The following is a 15,160-nucleotide window of genomic DNA, read 5'->3' as shown; positions in this document are numbered from 1 at the left end:
ATGCGCAAGATCCTTCTCGGTTTGGTATTCACGGCATGGATGGGCCTAGCTTGGGCGGCTACCCCAAAGCAAGTTGTACTACAAGTGAAAAACATGACCTGCCCGGCGTGCAGCATCACGATCGGAAAGGCGATGGACACCGTGCCGGGCGTGACGGCGCGCCGTGTCGACACTCAGGGCGCCACCGTGACGGTGACCTTCGATGCCGAGCGCACCAGTGCAGCGGTCATCGCCAAGGCCATCACCGATGCTGGTTTTCCGGCCACCGCCAAGGCGGACGCAAACGGTGGCTGAGGTGAAGTTGCAAAGCACGCTGGCATGCCCGGCATGCGGGCACCGAGCGACCGAGATCATGCCCACCACGGCGTGTCAGTTCTTCTACGAGTGCACGGCCTGCCATACCCTGCTGCGCCCCAAGGAAGGCGATTGCTGTGTGTTCTGTTCCTACGGCACGGTGCCGTGCCCGCCCATCCAGCAACACAGCCCCTGCTGCGGCAGTACAACTTGACCCACGCTACGCGGCCAAGGCCAATTCCATCTCGTACGGCTCCGGAAGAGCATCCACGTCGATCAGGTAATCACCGAAGCGCTTCACGTGGCTGGTCACGTAGGGGCTGAGTGCAGCCACGTCCTCCGGGGTGATCTTCCAACCTGCTCGCATCAGCGTCTTGATGATGCGGGTCTGTTCGACCACGTTATGAAAGATGACGGCGTTGGCGACGAGGTCGTTGTACTTGACCGCTTTCTCCTGTTCGAGCGGATCGTTGTCGGCGATCACGCCCTCTCCGCCGAAGAAGAAATACTTGGAGAACCCGTTATAGGCTTCAACCTTGTTGGTGGAGGCTGTGATCTGCTCGCGTAACTCCCGGTCGGAAATATATTGCAACAGGAATAACGTGCGCACTGCGGCACCCAGCGCCCGGAAGGCTTGGTACAGGCGATTTTTGCGGCTGTAGTTGCCCAGTTTGCGCAGCAGCGTCGAGGCGGCGATCTTGCCGGACTTGATCGACAACACCACCTGCATCAGATCCTTCCAGTGGGTCTCAATCAGGTCCCAGTCCATGTCCTCCCGGAACAGCGCATCGATGTGCTCGTAGCGGCTGTCCTCGTCCGGACGGAAGAACCGGTAGTCGCGCCAATTGCGGATACGCGGCATCAGCTGGATGCCCAACAGGTGCGATAGCCCGAAGACTGGCAGCGACTGACCTTGGGTATCGGCGTGAACGGTGTCGGGTTGGATGTCGGAAGTGTTCTTCAGCAGTCCGTCGATGATGTACACCGCTTCCCAAACGCCGCATGGGATGAAATGGCTGAAGAGCGCCACGTAGGTGTCGGACACGTGGTGATAGGCAATGCCGCCGTATCCGCCATAACGGATGTGATACGACGCCAGCAGGTTCTGGTCGTACAAGTCGTACTTGGTGCCGTCGGCGGCGGCACGCTTGCCATCGCCCCAGAATTTGGGGAGCTGCAGGTTAGCGTAACTGTTGATGATGTCGCGACAGGCCGCTGCCAGCTTGTTCGCATCCACGTGACGGCGATTGACGAATGAAAGCATATGCGCGGAAGCGGCGCCACGCAGATGCCGTGCGGCCTGGGCCGGGCCCAGGTTGCAGCCGTAGGTGAATGCCGTCAGCACGTAGCGTTCGGTGGGCTGGTCGATCTTGGTGTCGGATCCGGACAGCGGTCCGAAATGCCGTGGCCAGCGGGTCCAGTGGGCCACGTCGCACAGGATCTCGATGACGCTGCGCTCGCGCAAACGAGCAAGAATCGCCGTTTCCAAGGCACGGGCACCACTGCTCATGTCCTTGGCCTTGTGGCGCTTGAGCACCGGCAACCCGTCGTCGCCGATGATCACCTGGCCGTTCTCCAGGTAACCCTGATCGGTCAGGTCAGCGACTTGCATCAGCCTTGACTGCAAGGCATTGACGAATCCTACCGCAGAGGCCGGCAAGCCCACCTGGCGACAGTAGTCGTCCAGCAGCGGTTCGCATTGCTCCCAGGGCAGCAGCTGCTCGCGGTAATCGGCGTAGGTTTCCGAACCATGCACGGCCACGTCACCGGATTTCAGTTCGTTGGCCAGCGAGGAGAACACGCACACCTCGAACAGACGGCGGCGAATGCGTTCCTCGCCCTGCTCGGTGCGATGGGTGATCGTCTTCCGCCAAAGCTGGGTCGTGAACGCCAGATCGACCGGTTCGTCGAGCCAGTCGCCGCGGGCGCGCTCCTGCGACAGGATCAGTTCGATCGCGTTGATCAATGAACGGTCTTCGGTGGTGGATTCCAGGTCCAGCATACGCACCATGCGCAGGATGGTGGCGCGGTGACTTTTGTAGAACGGCCAGAGCAGCGGCAGATGGTTGTCGCCGCTGTGTGCGGCGATCGCATCGCAGTCGGCCTGCAGGGTCTGGATGCCTCCGCGCGTACTGACCAGGCGGCGAATCTCCCGTCCTGCATCGGTGTCGCCAGGGTGACGATCAAGCACCTGAATCACATCCGACATCGTGGCCACGATGGCCTCGGTCTTCTCACGATAGCGCGCACGCAGCCGCTCCAGTTCCTCCTTGCCGCGGTTGTGGAGATTTCCCATGCGTTTGATGAACATCTCGGCCAGGTCGTCACGGGTTTGCACCCGAGCGCGATGGATCAGGCACAGCAGGAGTGCGTGTCGCTTGGCCGGGCCGAAGTCGCGCAACTCGGCGGCGTCCAGCACCCGGGCTTCGGCGGCGAAATGCTTGCGCTTGAGTTCCGGTATGTCCGCCAGATGCAGTTCGCTGCCGACCAGTTCGTCCAACGCCGCGATATGGTCGATCAGTTCCTGGAAGTGCTGCAGCGAGGAGCGCTTGGGCAGCCGCTTGATGGCCTGCAGCGGGCTCTTGATGCGAGCGTCGGTGACGACCAGCAGATCGTCCAGACGCTGCTTCTCGTCCGCCGTCAGCCGCGCATCGATGAGAGCGAAGTAACGACCATTGACCATGGTGCGAATCCGGCGCCCCAGGCGATCCAGTGCGGAAAACGCAGGCAGCTCGATGCGGTCGCGGACAAGTTGTTCGATCGCCACGTTGATCAGGTCGGCCGGATTGTCCATGACGGCGGCGGCTTCGTGGATGGCGCGGGCCGCCACGTCGAGGCCGCCGTCGGCATAGGCTCGAACCTGAAGATAATCCCGGATGCGCTGGAAATAGCGGTAGCGCTTGTTCGGCGCGATGTCGGCGGGCTTGATCTGGATCCGGTACCGCAGCGCGTTGCGGAGGTGCCGGACGACCGCAGAGGGAACTTCATCGATTGCGGGGAAGTAGCCCAATCGCTGGAAGGATTTTAGCAGCAGCGCCAAGGTCAATCGATGGCCTGGTTGGCGAGCGTTGTCGGTGATGAAGGCCAATTCGGCGTCGGTCGGCGTGTAGGCGGCGACCAGTTCCCGGACGACGGGGTTGCGCTTGAATTGCGGGTATGCGGTCCGTTCGATCGACGCCATTGAAGCCTCAGTTCGGTCAGGGAGTGAGTAATGCCGGTGGTGGCAGGCTCGCCTCGATGCGCTGGCGCGCGAACGGATCGCCGCCGTCGAGATAGCGCATCGCCGAGTGCACGTCGCGCCAGCCGACGTACTCCATCAGCGCCTTTACGTCCCAGCCGTTCGCGTTGGCCCAGCCGGCGAAACCGCGGCGCAGGGAATGGCTGCTGTAGCCCTCGACGTTGGCCAATCCGGCGTGCAGGAACACCTGCCGGAGCAACCGGATCAAGCTGTTGGGATGAAAGGGGGCGTCGGCGATCTGGCCCCAACGACCGACGCTCCGAAACAGCGGGCCGGAAGTCAGCTGTGCGGCATCGAGCCAGTCCCGTGTCGCGGCTACCGGGCACAGGCGCGACAGGGCCGGTACTTTGTAGGTCTTGCCTTGGGCTTGACGGTCGCCTTTGCTGTGCGGCAGGAAGCAGACCATGCCTTCCCCGGGAACCAGGCGCAGGTGTTCAATCCGCAGCCGGATCAGTTCGTCACCGCGAAATCCCCGCCAGAAGCCGAGCAGGATCAGCGCCTGATCGCGTCGATGACGCAGATCCGCAGCCTGTGCGTTCCGCGCCTGAGCGGCGATGATCGCCCCGTCCAGCCAGTCCACGACCTGCGCCAGCTGGGTCAGCTGCAACGGTGTGGCCTGCTTCTCCTCCTGCGGGTGAAGGGTTTGGATGCCCTTGAGCACCTGGCGCACGAGCGGCGCCCGGGTCGGATCCGCAAACCCGTGTTCGGCATGCCAGTGCGCCAGGGCAGCCAGGCGCAATTTCAGGGTATTCACGGCCAGCCGTCCGGCGTGTTCGGCCAGGTAACGGGCCACGCTGTCGGCCGTGGCCGGCAGGTGCCCACCCCAGGCGACCTCGAAGTGCCGCAACGCCGAGGCATAGCTGCGCCGCGTGTTGTCGCGGGTGGCGGCTTGCAGGTAACGGTCGATATCACTCATGCCGTGCCTTCTTCTGACTATTCCGCCGTGTCGGCCCACGCGTCGGTAATGGGATATCGCCGCTCCCGACCAAAGGCGCGGCGCGAGACCTTCGGTCCTGGCGCCGCCTGATGCCGCTTCCATTCGCCGATGCGCACCAGACGAAGCACGTGGTCGACCGTTTCGGGGGTGAATCCTGCCGCGACAATCTCCTCTCGCGACTGCTCCTGATCGATGGAACGGAACAAGATGGCGTCGAGCACGTCGTACGGCGGCAAGGTGTCCTGGTCGGTCTGGTCCGCGCGCAGCTCCGCCGAAGGTGGACGATCGATCACACCCCATGGGACCACTGGAGCGCCCGCCACGGCGTTGCGCCAGCGGGCGAGCGCGGAGACTTCTGTCTTGTACAGATCCTTGATTGGCGCATAGCCACCGCACATGTCGCCGTAGATCGTGGTGTAACCGACCGCGTATTCGCTCTTGTTGCCGGTGGTCAGCAGCAGGCCGCCGAACTTGTTGGCCAAGGCCATCAATAGCGCACCGCGGGTGCGTGATTGCAGATTCTCCTCGGTCGCATCCGCTGGCGCCTGCGCAAACAGCGGCGCCAAGGCATCCAGGTACCCTTGGAAAGGCTCCTCGATCGGCAGCGTCATCAGGCGTACGCCCATGGCGCGGCACTGCTCGTCGGCCAGGTCATTCGACACCGCGGCGGTGTAGCGCGACGGCAGACGCACGGCTGTGACGCGGTCTGCGCCGAGCGCATCCACCGCTATCGCGAGCACGACCGCCGAGTCCAGGCCACCCGATAGGCCGACCCAAACGCGGTCAAAGCCATTCTTGCGGCAGTAATCGCGTGTGCCCAGGACCACGGCCCGCCAAGCGAGGCCATCGCGGCTTTCGTCGCCTTCGATCGGCCACGACACCGGTAGCAGAGTGCGATTTTCGACGTCGTAGTCCGCGATCAGCCAATGCGGCTCGAACGCGATGGCCGCTGGATGCACGTGGCCGTCTGCGTTGGCCAGCAGCGAGGCGCCATCGAAGACGATGCCGTCCTGCCCCCCAACCACATTCACGTACGCGATCGCCACGCCCGTGTCCCGCGTGCGCTCGGCCAGCAAGGCATCGCGTTCCGCGTGCTTGTCGCGCTCGAAGGGCGATGCATTGGGCACCAGCACCAACTGCGCACCGGCGGCCGCGGTTTCAATGAGAGGTTCCAGGCCCCACAGGTCCTGGCAAATCAGCAGCCCGATGGGAACGTCCTTTACCTCGAACACGCAGGCGCTACCGTCGGGATCGACGGCGAAGTAACGCCGCTCGTCGAACACCGCGTAATTGGGCAGGTCGCGCTTGCGGTAGGTGGTCGCGATAGCGCCATCGCGCAAGACGCTGACCGCGTTATAGACCACGGCGCCGGCCGCTTCCGGCCAGCCGACTACCGCCACGATGCCGCGGGCCGCCGCCGCGACGTGCCTGACGGCCGCCTCGCACTCGGCGAGGAAGCTGGGACGCAGTAGCAGGTCCTCGGGCGGATAACCACTCAGCGTGAGCTCCGGAAACACCACCAGATCGGCGCCATGGATATCGCGGGCCTCGGCGATATAGGCCGTGATCCGGTCGGCATTCCCGATCAGATCGCCGACGGGAAAATCGAACTGCGCCAGCGCGAGTCGAAGTGGCGTGGTCATCGGCGTCAGGGGGAGGAATGGTCGGGGAATCGCCGCAGCGTTTCCAGGATCGTGCATTGCCCGCGCTGGCCGACACGGCAACTGCCGATGGTGCGCTCCAGTTCGCTGGCCATCCGCTGCAAATCCCGAATCCTGGTCTGGATATCGTCCAGGTGTTCGCGCGCCAGCCGGTCGACCTCGGCGCAGGACAGCGCCGGATCCTCGGCCAGCTGCAGCAGGCTGCGGATCTCCTCCAGGCTGAAACCCAAGTCGCGGCCACGCGTGACGAAGCGCAGGCGCTCCACGTCGGCCGGCGTGTACTGGCGGTAGCCGTTGCGCGTCCGTCCGGGCCGGGGCAGCAGGCCGACGCGTTCGTAATAGCGGATCGTTTCGAAGTGGCAGCCGCTGGCGGCGGCAGCGTCACTGATTGTCATTCGCATTACTTGACTCTGTAGTAGGTACAGACTCTAAACTGGAGGCCTCCGAAATTCCACGCCCTGGCCGCTTGGCCGCCATGGGCTCCCATCTGGTCGCATGCAATGCCCTTTTTTTCGATGAAAGTCCTGCGTCACTGCGCGCTCGCCCTCCTGATCATCGCGCTCAGTGCCGGCGTCGCCGGGGCGGCGGACCCGCAGGCGGAAGCCCGGCAGGCCTGGCAGCTGCTCGATTACATCGCCGTGGATTACGCCGGGGCCGTGCGCGGCGGCCAAGTGGTCGAACCGGGTGAGTACAGCGAGATGCAGGAGTTCGCGGCCACGGTGCGCACGAAAGTGGCCGGCCTCCCGGCGACGCCGCAGCAAGCTGCGCTGGTGAGTTCGGCCGAGCGGCTGCAGGCGGCGGTCGCCGCCCGCGCCGAACCGGAAGTCATCGCGAAAACTGCGCATGCACTGGCCGCCGAATTGCTGACGGTTTACCGCATCGAGGCGGCACCGACGACCCCGCCGGACGTGGCCAGCGCGGCCCCGCTTTACGCCCAGCAGTGCGCCGGATGTCACGGGGCCCAGGGCCGCGGAGATGGCCCCATAGCCGCTAGCCTCACGCCGCGGCCGATCGCATTCACCGACGCGGAGCGTGCAGCACAGCGCAGTCCCCTGGCGCTGTATCAGGTGATCTCGCAGGGTTTGAACGGCACGGCCATGACCAGCTTTGCCCATCTGTCCGAAGCCGACCGCTGGGCACTGGCCTTCTACGTTGGGGGATTTGCCTACGACGACGCGGCGCGCAGCCGCGGCGAAATCCTGTGGCGAGAGGATCCGAAGCTGCATCAGGCGCTCCCGACATTGGCCGCCCTGTCCGGTTCGAGCGAGGCCGAGTTGGGCCAGACGTTGGCGGTGGCACAGGCGCAGGCGATCACCGCGTATTTGCGTGCTCACCCGGCTGAAGCGGTGCCGCATGCCGCTGTCGGGGCTAGCCCGTTCGCACTCGCGCGGCAACGCCTGGCGGACAGCTTGCAAGCCTATGCGGCCGGCGATGCAGTGCACGCCAAGACACTGGCTTTGTCGTCTTACCTGGACGGTGTGGAGCCGGTGGAGCCGACCTTGGCCAGCCGCGATCGTGCTCTGATGCGCCAGATCGAAGCGGGTATGGCCCGATTCCGCGACGCGTTGGGGCGCCGTGCGCCGGCCGCCGAGGTGACCGCCACGGCGGCGGAGATCACCGGCTTGTTCGATCGCGCTGAAGCGGTACTGCAAACGTCCCACACCGATACAACCACAGCCTTCCTGGGTAGCTTTATCATCCTGCTGCGTGAGGGACTGGAAGCGCTGCTGATCGTCGTGGGCATGATTGCGTTCCTGCGCAAGGCCGAGCGGCGCGAAGTGCTGCCCTACGTCCATGCCGGTTGGGTCGGTGCATTGCTGGCGGGCGTGCTGACCTGGGCCGTTGCCACGCATCTGGTGGACATTAGCGGCGCCAATCGCGAAGTCACCGAAGGCGTGTCCGCGCTGTTTGCCGCGGTGGTCCTATTGAGTGTGGGTATCTGGATGCACCAGAAGAGCCTGGCCGGGCGCTGGCAGCAGTACCTGCACGCCAAGATGTCGGCCGCGCTGACCCGGCGGTCGGCCCTGTTCCTGTTTTCGCTCGCCTTCATCGCCGTCTACCGCGAAGTGTTCGAGACGATCCTGTTCTTCATCGCCATGTGGAGTGAACAGGCCTCCGGCGCGATCTTGGGCGGCCTGCTGGCCGGTGCCCTGGTCCTGGCCGGGGTGGCCTATTGGATGTTGCGCATGAGCAAGCGGCTGCCGATCGGCCAGTTCTTCTCTGCCAGTTCGATCCTGATCGCGGTGCTGGCCGTGGTCCTGGTCGGCAAAGGCGTCGCGGCCCTGCAGGAGGCGGGCTGGATCGCGCAGGCCCTGGTGGCGGCCCCGCGCATCGAATGGCTGGGCGTCTATCCCTCCTGGCAATCGCTGTTGGCCCAGTTGGCCGTGGCCGTCGTTGCTGTGATCGGCTTCCTCTTCAACATGCGCTCGCCCGCCTCGGTGCGGACGACCAAGGACTAAGCCCCCATGAGCCAAGCAGACTCCAAAACCTGTGGTTGTTCGGCCGCAGCGGCGGCCCCCGAGGCGCACCTTCGCACGCCCGCCTCGACGGTTTACCGCATCGAGAACATGGACTGTCCGACTGAGGAGGCCTTGATTCGCAACAAGCTGTCAGGCGTACCGGGCGTAGAGCGCTTGGACTTCAATCTGGTGCAGCGATTGCTGACGGTGCACCACGCCTTGCCGTCGCTGACGCCCGTGGAACAGGCCTTGGCCGCGATCGGCATGCGTGCGGTGCTTGTTCAAGGGGCGCCGACTGACCAGTCAACGACGCTGGCCATCGCCAAGATGGATTGCCCGACCGAGGAAGCCTTGATCCGGGCCAAGCTTGGGACGGTGCCGGGGGTGTCGAATCTCGATTTCAATCTGGTGCAACGCACCTTGCAGGTCCGCCATACGCCCGATGCCTTGCCCCAGGTGCTGGCGGCGCTGAGGACGCTCGATTTTGAAGCACACGTCATGGAGGGCGCCGGTGCCGTGGCGCCGGCGGCGCCGACCCCAACGAAATGGTGGCCGTTGGCGATTTCCGCGGTGGCTGCCATCGCCGCCGAAGCGATCTATTGGCTCAACAACGGCAATCACTGGTCCGTTATGGCGTTGGCCCTGGTGGCGATCCTGACGGGTGGCCTGCCGACCTACAAGAAGGGCTGGATCGCGCTGCGCCACCGCAACCTCAACATGAATGCGTTGATGTCGATTGCGGTCACCGGCGCCATGCTCATCGGGCACTGGCCCGAAGCGGCGATGGTGATGGTGTTGTTTGCGCTGGCCGAAGTGATCGAGGCCAAGTCCCTGGACCGTGCCCGCAACGCCATTCGCGGGCTGCTGGACCTCGCGCCGGAACGGGCCACGGTGCAGCAAACCGATGGCACGTGGCAGGAGATGGATGCCAAGCACGTCATGATCGGCAGCCGGGTGCGCGTCAAACCGGGCGAACGGCTTGCGCTCGATGGCGAAGTGCTGGAGGGACGTTCCACCGTCAACCAGGCACCGATCACCGGTGAGAGCCTGCCAGTGGAAAAGGCCCCGGGCGATCCGGTCTTTGCCGGCACCATCAACGAATCCGGTTCGTTCGAGTTCCGCGTGACCGCCACCGCGAGCAACTCCACACTGGCTCGCATTATTCATGCGGTGGAGGCCGCACAAGGCAGTCGCGCACCCACGCAACGCTTTGTCGATCAGTTCGCCCGCTGGTACACCCCGGCCGTATTCGCGGTTGCGCTTGCCGTGGCCATCGTGCCGCCGCTGGTGGTCGGCGGGCCGTGGCTCGATTGGGTCTACAAGGCCCTGGTGCTCCTGGTGATCGCCTGTCCCTGTGCACTGGTCATCTCGACCCCGGTGAGCATCGTCAGCGGTCTCGCCGCCGCCGCTCGCCACGGCATCCTCATCAAGGGCGGGGTCTACCTCGAAGGCGGGCGCAAGCTGCAATGGCTCGCCCTCGACAAGACCGGCACGCTCACCCACGGCAAGCCGGTGCAGACGGATTTCCTGACCTGGAACGAAGCGGTGCCGACCGCCGCGCGGGAATGGGCGGCCAGTCTGGCTGCGCGCTCCGACCATCCGGTATCGAAGGCGGTCGCGCTGGCCGCGCAGGCCGACGGCGTAGTGCTGCAAGCGGTCAGCGACTTCGCCGCGCTGCCGGGTCGCGGCGTGCGAGGTCAGATCGATGGCGTGGCCTACCACTTGGGCAATCGCCGATTGATGGAAGAACTGGGCGTCAGCTCGCCGGAGTTGGAGCGCCGCCTCTCGATGCTGGAAGCCGAGGGCAAGACCGTGGTGATGCTGATCGGAGACAGTCGCGTGCATGCGCTGTTCGCCGTGGCCGACACCGTCAAGGACAGCAGTCGCCAAGCGATCGCCGAACTGCATGCCCTGGGCGTCAAGACCCTGATGCTGACTGGCGACAATCCGCACACCGCCCAAGCCATTGCCGCGCAAGTCGGTATCGATCGTGCCCAAGGCAATCTGCTGCCGGAAGACAAGCAACGCGAGGTCGAGCAATTGGCCCGGGCCGGGACGGTGGGCATGGTGGGCGACGGCATCAACGATGCGCCGGCGCTCGCACAGGCGGACATCGGGTTCGCGATGGGCGCTGCCGGCACCGATACCGCTATCGAGACGGCCGACGTGGCCCTGATGGACGATGACCTGCGCAAGGTCCCCACCTTCGTGCGCCTCTCGCGCGCCACGGCAAGCGTGTTGATGCAGAACATCGTGCTGGCGTTGGGCATCAAGGCAATCTTCCTGGTGCTTACTTTTACCGGGCAGGCCACCATGTGGATGGCGGTGTTTGCCGACATGGGCGCCAGCTTGCTGGTGGTGTTCAACGGGTTGCGGTTGCTGCGCCAATGACCGAGACGCCTTTTGTTGGGTTGGAAGCAAGGAGGAAGTCCAGATGCGCCTTACCACGCTGATTCGCTACGGCGTCTACCCCGTCGTCATGACGAGCACGTTCGGTGCCGTCGGGCTCGTGCTGTACGGGACGTTGCCCGCTTGGCCGATGCTGGCGGTGATCGCTGCGCTCGGCATTGCCGCCGTGGCGTTGCTGGAACGCATCCAACCCTACGAGCGCGACTGGCTGCGCGATCACGGCGATCTGCGGGCCGACTTCTTTCATGGCCTCTTCAATCTCGGGCTTCTGGCCGGGACGGCCTATGCCTTGCACGCGCTGCGAGGTGCACTGCCGGTGCTGACCCTGTGGCCGACGACCTGGCCGCTTTGGACGCAGTTGCTGCTGGCCGGCGCGATCATCGACGTGGCCCTGTACGCCATGCACCGCTTCAGTCACCACGCGCCGTGGGCGTGGCGCCTGCATGCCATCCATCACAGCGCCGAGCGGCTATATTGGCTCAATGGTGAACGCCGCCATCCACTCAGCGCGTTACTGATGGCCGGTCCCGGCTTGCTGGTGACGGTCGCCTTGGGCGCGCCGCCGCACATCCTGAGCGCGTGGCTTACGCTGTTGAGCGTCCAGTTGGCGTTCCAGCACGCCAACCTGGATTACCGCGTCGGTCCACTGCGGCGCTGGCTCGGCGTGGCCGAGGTGCATCGCTGGCACCACAAGCGCGAGTACGAGGACGCGCAGGTCAACTTTGGTGAATTCTTCATGGTCTGGGACCGCCTGTTCGGCACCTTCCTCGACCGTCCGGAACCGGTGCGCGCCGACGACGTCGGCTTGCGGGAGGAGACCATGCCAGTCGATTACAGTCGTCAACTCGCCTGGCCGTTCGTGCAGCCTGGTCAAGCGAAACGTGCGCACGCGTTCGACGTTTATCTGGCGCGCGGGTATGCGGCGCTGCTATCGGGCGACAAGGCGAAGGCGTACGCCCTGTTCGAGCAAGCGCACGTGCTCGGCCAGCCGCACACTTGGGCCCACCTCCGCAGCCACATCGCCTTCCTGCGCTGGGCAGTCCTGTATCGGGATGGTGGGGAGATCGTCGGGCAACTGCTGCGTATCGTTGCAGCGGGGTTGTTCACCTGGCTGTGGATGCCGCGCGGCAACACCGGCGGCACCACGATGGGCGCCTTTCGAAGCGCCCCCATTCCACCCGAACTGCGCCGCTGGGCCGCATGAAATTTCATAACGTCACTGACGCCCGGTATCGTTGATCGCTATGTCGTCCCGACCTGACCGCACCACGATGCTTGCCCGCCTGCGCGCTTCCACGCGCTTGGCGGTGCTGGTGCTGCTGATCTTTGCCCTGAAAGTCGGTGCGGCCGCCGCCTGCGCGAAGAACGACTTCGCCGAGTCAAACTTCGGTATCAGTGGCACGCATGGGGTCATTGTGCAAGCGACGGACACAAACGCGGGCGATCTTTCCAAGACTTCGTTCCCCCCTGCCGGCACGTGCAGCCATTGTGGCTGCCACCATGCGACGGCGCTGCCGACGAACCCGGTTCTCGTAGTCGTCCCGATCCCGCCGGATCGCGCTGCCGGCTATCGGTCCGGCCTACCACCCAGCACCTATCTGCGTCTGGAATTGAGGCCACCGATCGCCTGAGTGACCGCGTTTCGCCTTCGGTAATCCGGCCGTTGGCATGTCGTCGACTCAGAGGATTCTCCATGCACTTTGTTCGTTTACCGCGACGGCGTTTTGCCGTGCGGTTGGCCTGCGCCATGGCGTTGGCCCTGGCACTATCGATGCCGGCCGCTGCGGCCGATTCCTCCGCGCCAGCGGCACCGCCCGCCATTCGCGAGGCGTTGCAGTCGGCCTGGCAGCACCACCCCGCCTATCGGGCGACCGAAGCACAGCTAGCCGCCGCCCGGGCTCGCCTCGACGCGGCCCGGCAACCGCTCCACAACCCGGAACTGGAATTGGCGTCCGAGGACGAAGGCTCGGAGCGGACCTCTACTGCCGGGCTGAATCTCACCCTGGATCTCAGCGGCAAGCGCCGCGTGCGCCGCGATGCCGCCGCCGCCCGCGTCGATCTAGCCACGGCCGAAGCTCGGCTGCATCGCCGCGATTTCGCCAAGCAGTGGTTCGGCAGTTGGGCCGCGCTGCAGACCGCCACCGCACGCGTGCGCACCGGCGAAAAGCGGCTGGTGTTGATGAGCCGCTTCGCCGAGTTGGCGCAAAAACAGTTCGCCGCGGACGACATCTCCGGCCTGGAACGGGACCTGGCGCTGCTGGCTCAGGACGAGGCGCAGGCCGAACAAGCACAACTGATTGCCGAGCAGGTCGAGGCCGAAGCACGATTTCGTGCCGCGGGTGGTTCACCCGAACTGCTTGCGAACCTCGTGCTTCCCTCCGCAACCTTGTCGCCGCCGATCAGGGCGGACCTCGGCATCGACCAACTAGCGGACTGGCAGGTCGCCCAAGCCACCGCGTTGGCGGCCGAACGCGACGTCACCGTGGCCCGACGCGATCGCATCGCCGATCCCACGCTGGGCGCCTACGGCGGCCGCAAGCAATACGATTCCGGCGGCCCCAGCGAAAACGTGTACGGAGTCACCCTGACCGTCCCGTTGTTCGTGCGCAACTCCTACCGCGCTGAAGTCGTTGCCGCGCAGGCTGAGGCGGACGCGGCGACCGCCGATGCCGAACGCGTCCGCCTCGAGCTGGAAGCCGACCGACGCCGCGCGATCGACAGTTATGCCGCGGCGCAATCGAGCTGGACCCGCTGGCAGGCCAGCCGCGGCACCGACGTCGAGCGCCGCACCACGTTGCTGGAACGGCTGTGGCGCGAAGGCGAGCTGTCCACCGCCGACTACCTGCAACAGCTCAAGCAGACCGTGGATACGCAACTCGCCGGCGCCGAACTCGAAGCGCGTCTGTGGCGCTCCTACGCCGATTACCTTGCCGCCACCGGCCAGCTCGAACGCTGGGCCGGCCTGGAGGGCACCCCATGAGAGAGAATTCGATGGTTCCGTTCCGACTGATGTCCCTGCTCACCGTGTCACTGTTGCTGGTGTTGACCGGCTGCAGCAAATCGCCTGAAGGCAAGCCCGCCCAGACGCCCGCCGCCGAATCGGCCGAGACCGAACACGCCGACGCCGACAGCGCTGGTGAGGAAGCCGAAGTCGGGGCTCCGCTGAAGATGGACGCCGCGGCCCTCAAGGCCGCGGGCATCGAGTTGCAAGCCATCCAGACGACCGCACTCAGCGAAGAACTGCGGGCGCCCGGTGAAGTGGTCGACGATGCCTATGGCACCACGCTGATCACGCCCCGTATCGAGGCCCTGGTCGTGCGCCGCCATGCCAAGCTCGGCGATGAGGTCCGCGCCGGCGCACCGCTGGTAACGCTGGCGAGCGTCGAGGTGTCCGACGCCCAAGCCGAGTTGCGCATCGCCGAACAGGAATGGCGCCGGGTTTCGGCGCTTGGTCGCGAAGCCGTGGCAGGTCGTCGCATCAGCGAGGCCAAGGTGGCAGTCGATAGGGCCCGGGCCAAGGCACAGGCCTATGGCCTGCCCGGCACCGCCTCGGGCGGCGTCAACGGCCAGTTCACGTTGACCGCGCCGCACGCGGGCCGCATCACCGAAGACGCCTTCGTCGTCGGCGAGCGCATCGAACCGGGTAAAGCGTTGTTCCGTCTAGTCGACGAGTCATGGGTCTGGGTCGACGCCAAACTGCCCTCCGGCACGGTGTCGCGTGTGGTGCCGGGATCGGAGGCGACCATCGTGTTCGCAGGCGAGCGCCTGATCGGCATCGTGCAACACCCCGCGCACCGAACCTCGGACGCCAGCCGCAACGCTGTGGTGCGCATCGAGGTATCAAACGAGGGCGACCGCCTGCACGGCGGGGATTTCGTTGACGTGTTCTTCGAGTCGGTTTCCGGCCGCGCCAGCGCCACCACGCTGTCGGTGCCCAATGAAGCTCTGGTGCAGTTCCAGGGCGACACCGTGGTCTTCCGACGCAACCGTGAAAGCGCGCTCGAACCGGTGACGGTGCGCGCCGGCGAAGTGATCGGCGATCGCACGGTCATTCGCGAGGGGTTGAAGTCCGGTGATGTGGTAGCGGTAAAAGGCGCATTCGCGATCAAGTCGCAGATGCTCAAGTCGCAGTTGGGAGAAGAAGAATGAGCCTGGCTCCTCC

Annotated in this window: 11 protein-coding genes and 1 pseudogene; 8 read left to right on the top strand and 4 right to left on the bottom strand. The window is 65.2% G+C overall.

What is annotated here, in order from left to right:
* Window positions 1–294 (top strand): heavy-metal-associated domain-containing protein, encoded by a 294-nt coding sequence (locus ACI2JH_RS17390; protein ID WP_293979307.1) that lies wholly within the window; start codon window positions 1–3, stop codon window positions 292–294.
* Complete coding sequence (locus ACI2JH_RS17385) at window positions 248–508, top strand: GDCCVxC domain-containing (seleno)protein (protein WP_343236716.1); 261 nt, start codon at window positions 248–250, stop codon at window positions 506–508. The genes ACI2JH_RS17390 and ACI2JH_RS17385 overlap by 47 nt, the downstream gene beginning before the upstream one ends.
* 6 nt (window positions 509–514) lie before the next feature.
* Here the strand turns inward: ACI2JH_RS17385 and ACI2JH_RS17380 are convergent, their stop codons facing one another.
* The 4 genes and pseudogenes from ACI2JH_RS17380 to ACI2JH_RS17365 form a co-directional block, all read right to left on the bottom strand.
* Window positions 515–3,475: a Tn3 family transposase gene (locus ACI2JH_RS17380; protein ID WP_293979311.1), complete on the bottom strand. Its 2,961-nt coding sequence runs from the start codon at window positions 3,473–3,475 to the stop codon at window positions 515–517.
* A 25-nt stretch (window positions 3,476–3,500) separates the two neighbouring features.
* Window positions 3,501–4,448 (bottom strand): annotated as a pseudogene (locus tag ACI2JH_RS17375) (site-specific integrase); the annotation flags it as partial.
* A 17-nt stretch (window positions 4,449–4,465) separates the two neighbouring features.
* Window positions 4,466–6,112 carry an NAD+ synthase gene (locus ACI2JH_RS17370; protein WP_293979313.1) on the bottom strand — a complete coding sequence of 549 codons (1,647 nt, stop codon included), beginning with the start codon at window positions 6,110–6,112 and terminating at the stop codon, window positions 4,466–4,468.
* A gap of 5 nt (window positions 6,113–6,117) precedes the next feature.
* A complete protein-coding gene (locus ACI2JH_RS17365) occupies window positions 6,118–6,525 on the bottom strand; it encodes a helix-turn-helix domain-containing protein (protein WP_293979315.1) in 408 nt (135 codons plus the stop codon).
* Between the two features lie 120 nt (window positions 6,526–6,645).
* On the opposite strand from ACI2JH_RS17365, the gene ACI2JH_RS17360 reads away from it, so the two are divergent.
* From ACI2JH_RS17360 to ACI2JH_RS17335, 6 genes are all read left to right on the top strand, one after another.
* On the top strand, window positions 6,646–8,589 hold the full coding sequence (locus tag ACI2JH_RS17360) for an FTR1 family protein (protein WP_404736803.1): 1,944 nt from the start codon (window positions 6,646–6,648) through the stop codon (window positions 8,587–8,589).
* Window positions 8,590–8,595: 6 nt separating this feature from the next.
* Entirely contained in the window at window positions 8,596–10,980 is a 2,385-nt protein-coding gene (locus tag ACI2JH_RS17355) for a heavy metal translocating P-type ATPase (protein WP_404736802.1), read from the top strand.
* Window positions 10,981–11,023: 43 nt separating this feature from the next.
* Complete coding sequence (locus ACI2JH_RS17350; RefSeq protein ID WP_404736801.1) at window positions 11,024–12,202, top strand: DUF3703 domain-containing protein; 1,179 nt, start codon at window positions 11,024–11,026, stop codon at window positions 12,200–12,202.
* Between the two features lie 67 nt (window positions 12,203–12,269).
* Window positions 12,270–12,629, top strand: a complete 360-nt coding sequence (locus ACI2JH_RS17345) for a hypothetical protein (protein ID WP_270922117.1) — start codon at window positions 12,270–12,272, stop codon at window positions 12,627–12,629.
* A gap of 62 nt (window positions 12,630–12,691) precedes the next feature.
* Complete coding sequence (locus ACI2JH_RS17340; protein ID WP_313231892.1) at window positions 12,692–13,978, top strand: TolC family protein; 1,287 nt, start codon at window positions 12,692–12,694, stop codon at window positions 13,976–13,978.
* Window positions 13,975–15,147 (top strand): efflux RND transporter periplasmic adaptor subunit, encoded by a 1,173-nt coding sequence (locus tag ACI2JH_RS17335; protein WP_404736800.1) that lies wholly within the window; start codon window positions 13,975–13,977, stop codon window positions 15,145–15,147. Before ACI2JH_RS17340 ends, ACI2JH_RS17335 begins: the two co-directional genes overlap by 4 nt.
* Window positions 15,148–15,160 lie beyond the last annotated feature (13 nt).

The organism is Stenotrophomonas sp. NPDC078853 (assembly GCF_044901215.1).
Taxonomy (GTDB): domain Bacteria; phylum Pseudomonadota; class Gammaproteobacteria; order Xanthomonadales; family Xanthomonadaceae; genus Stenotrophomonas; species Stenotrophomonas lacuserhaii.
Note: the sequence above shows the minus strand (reverse complement) of the source record. Positions and strands in the feature narration are given on the sequence as shown.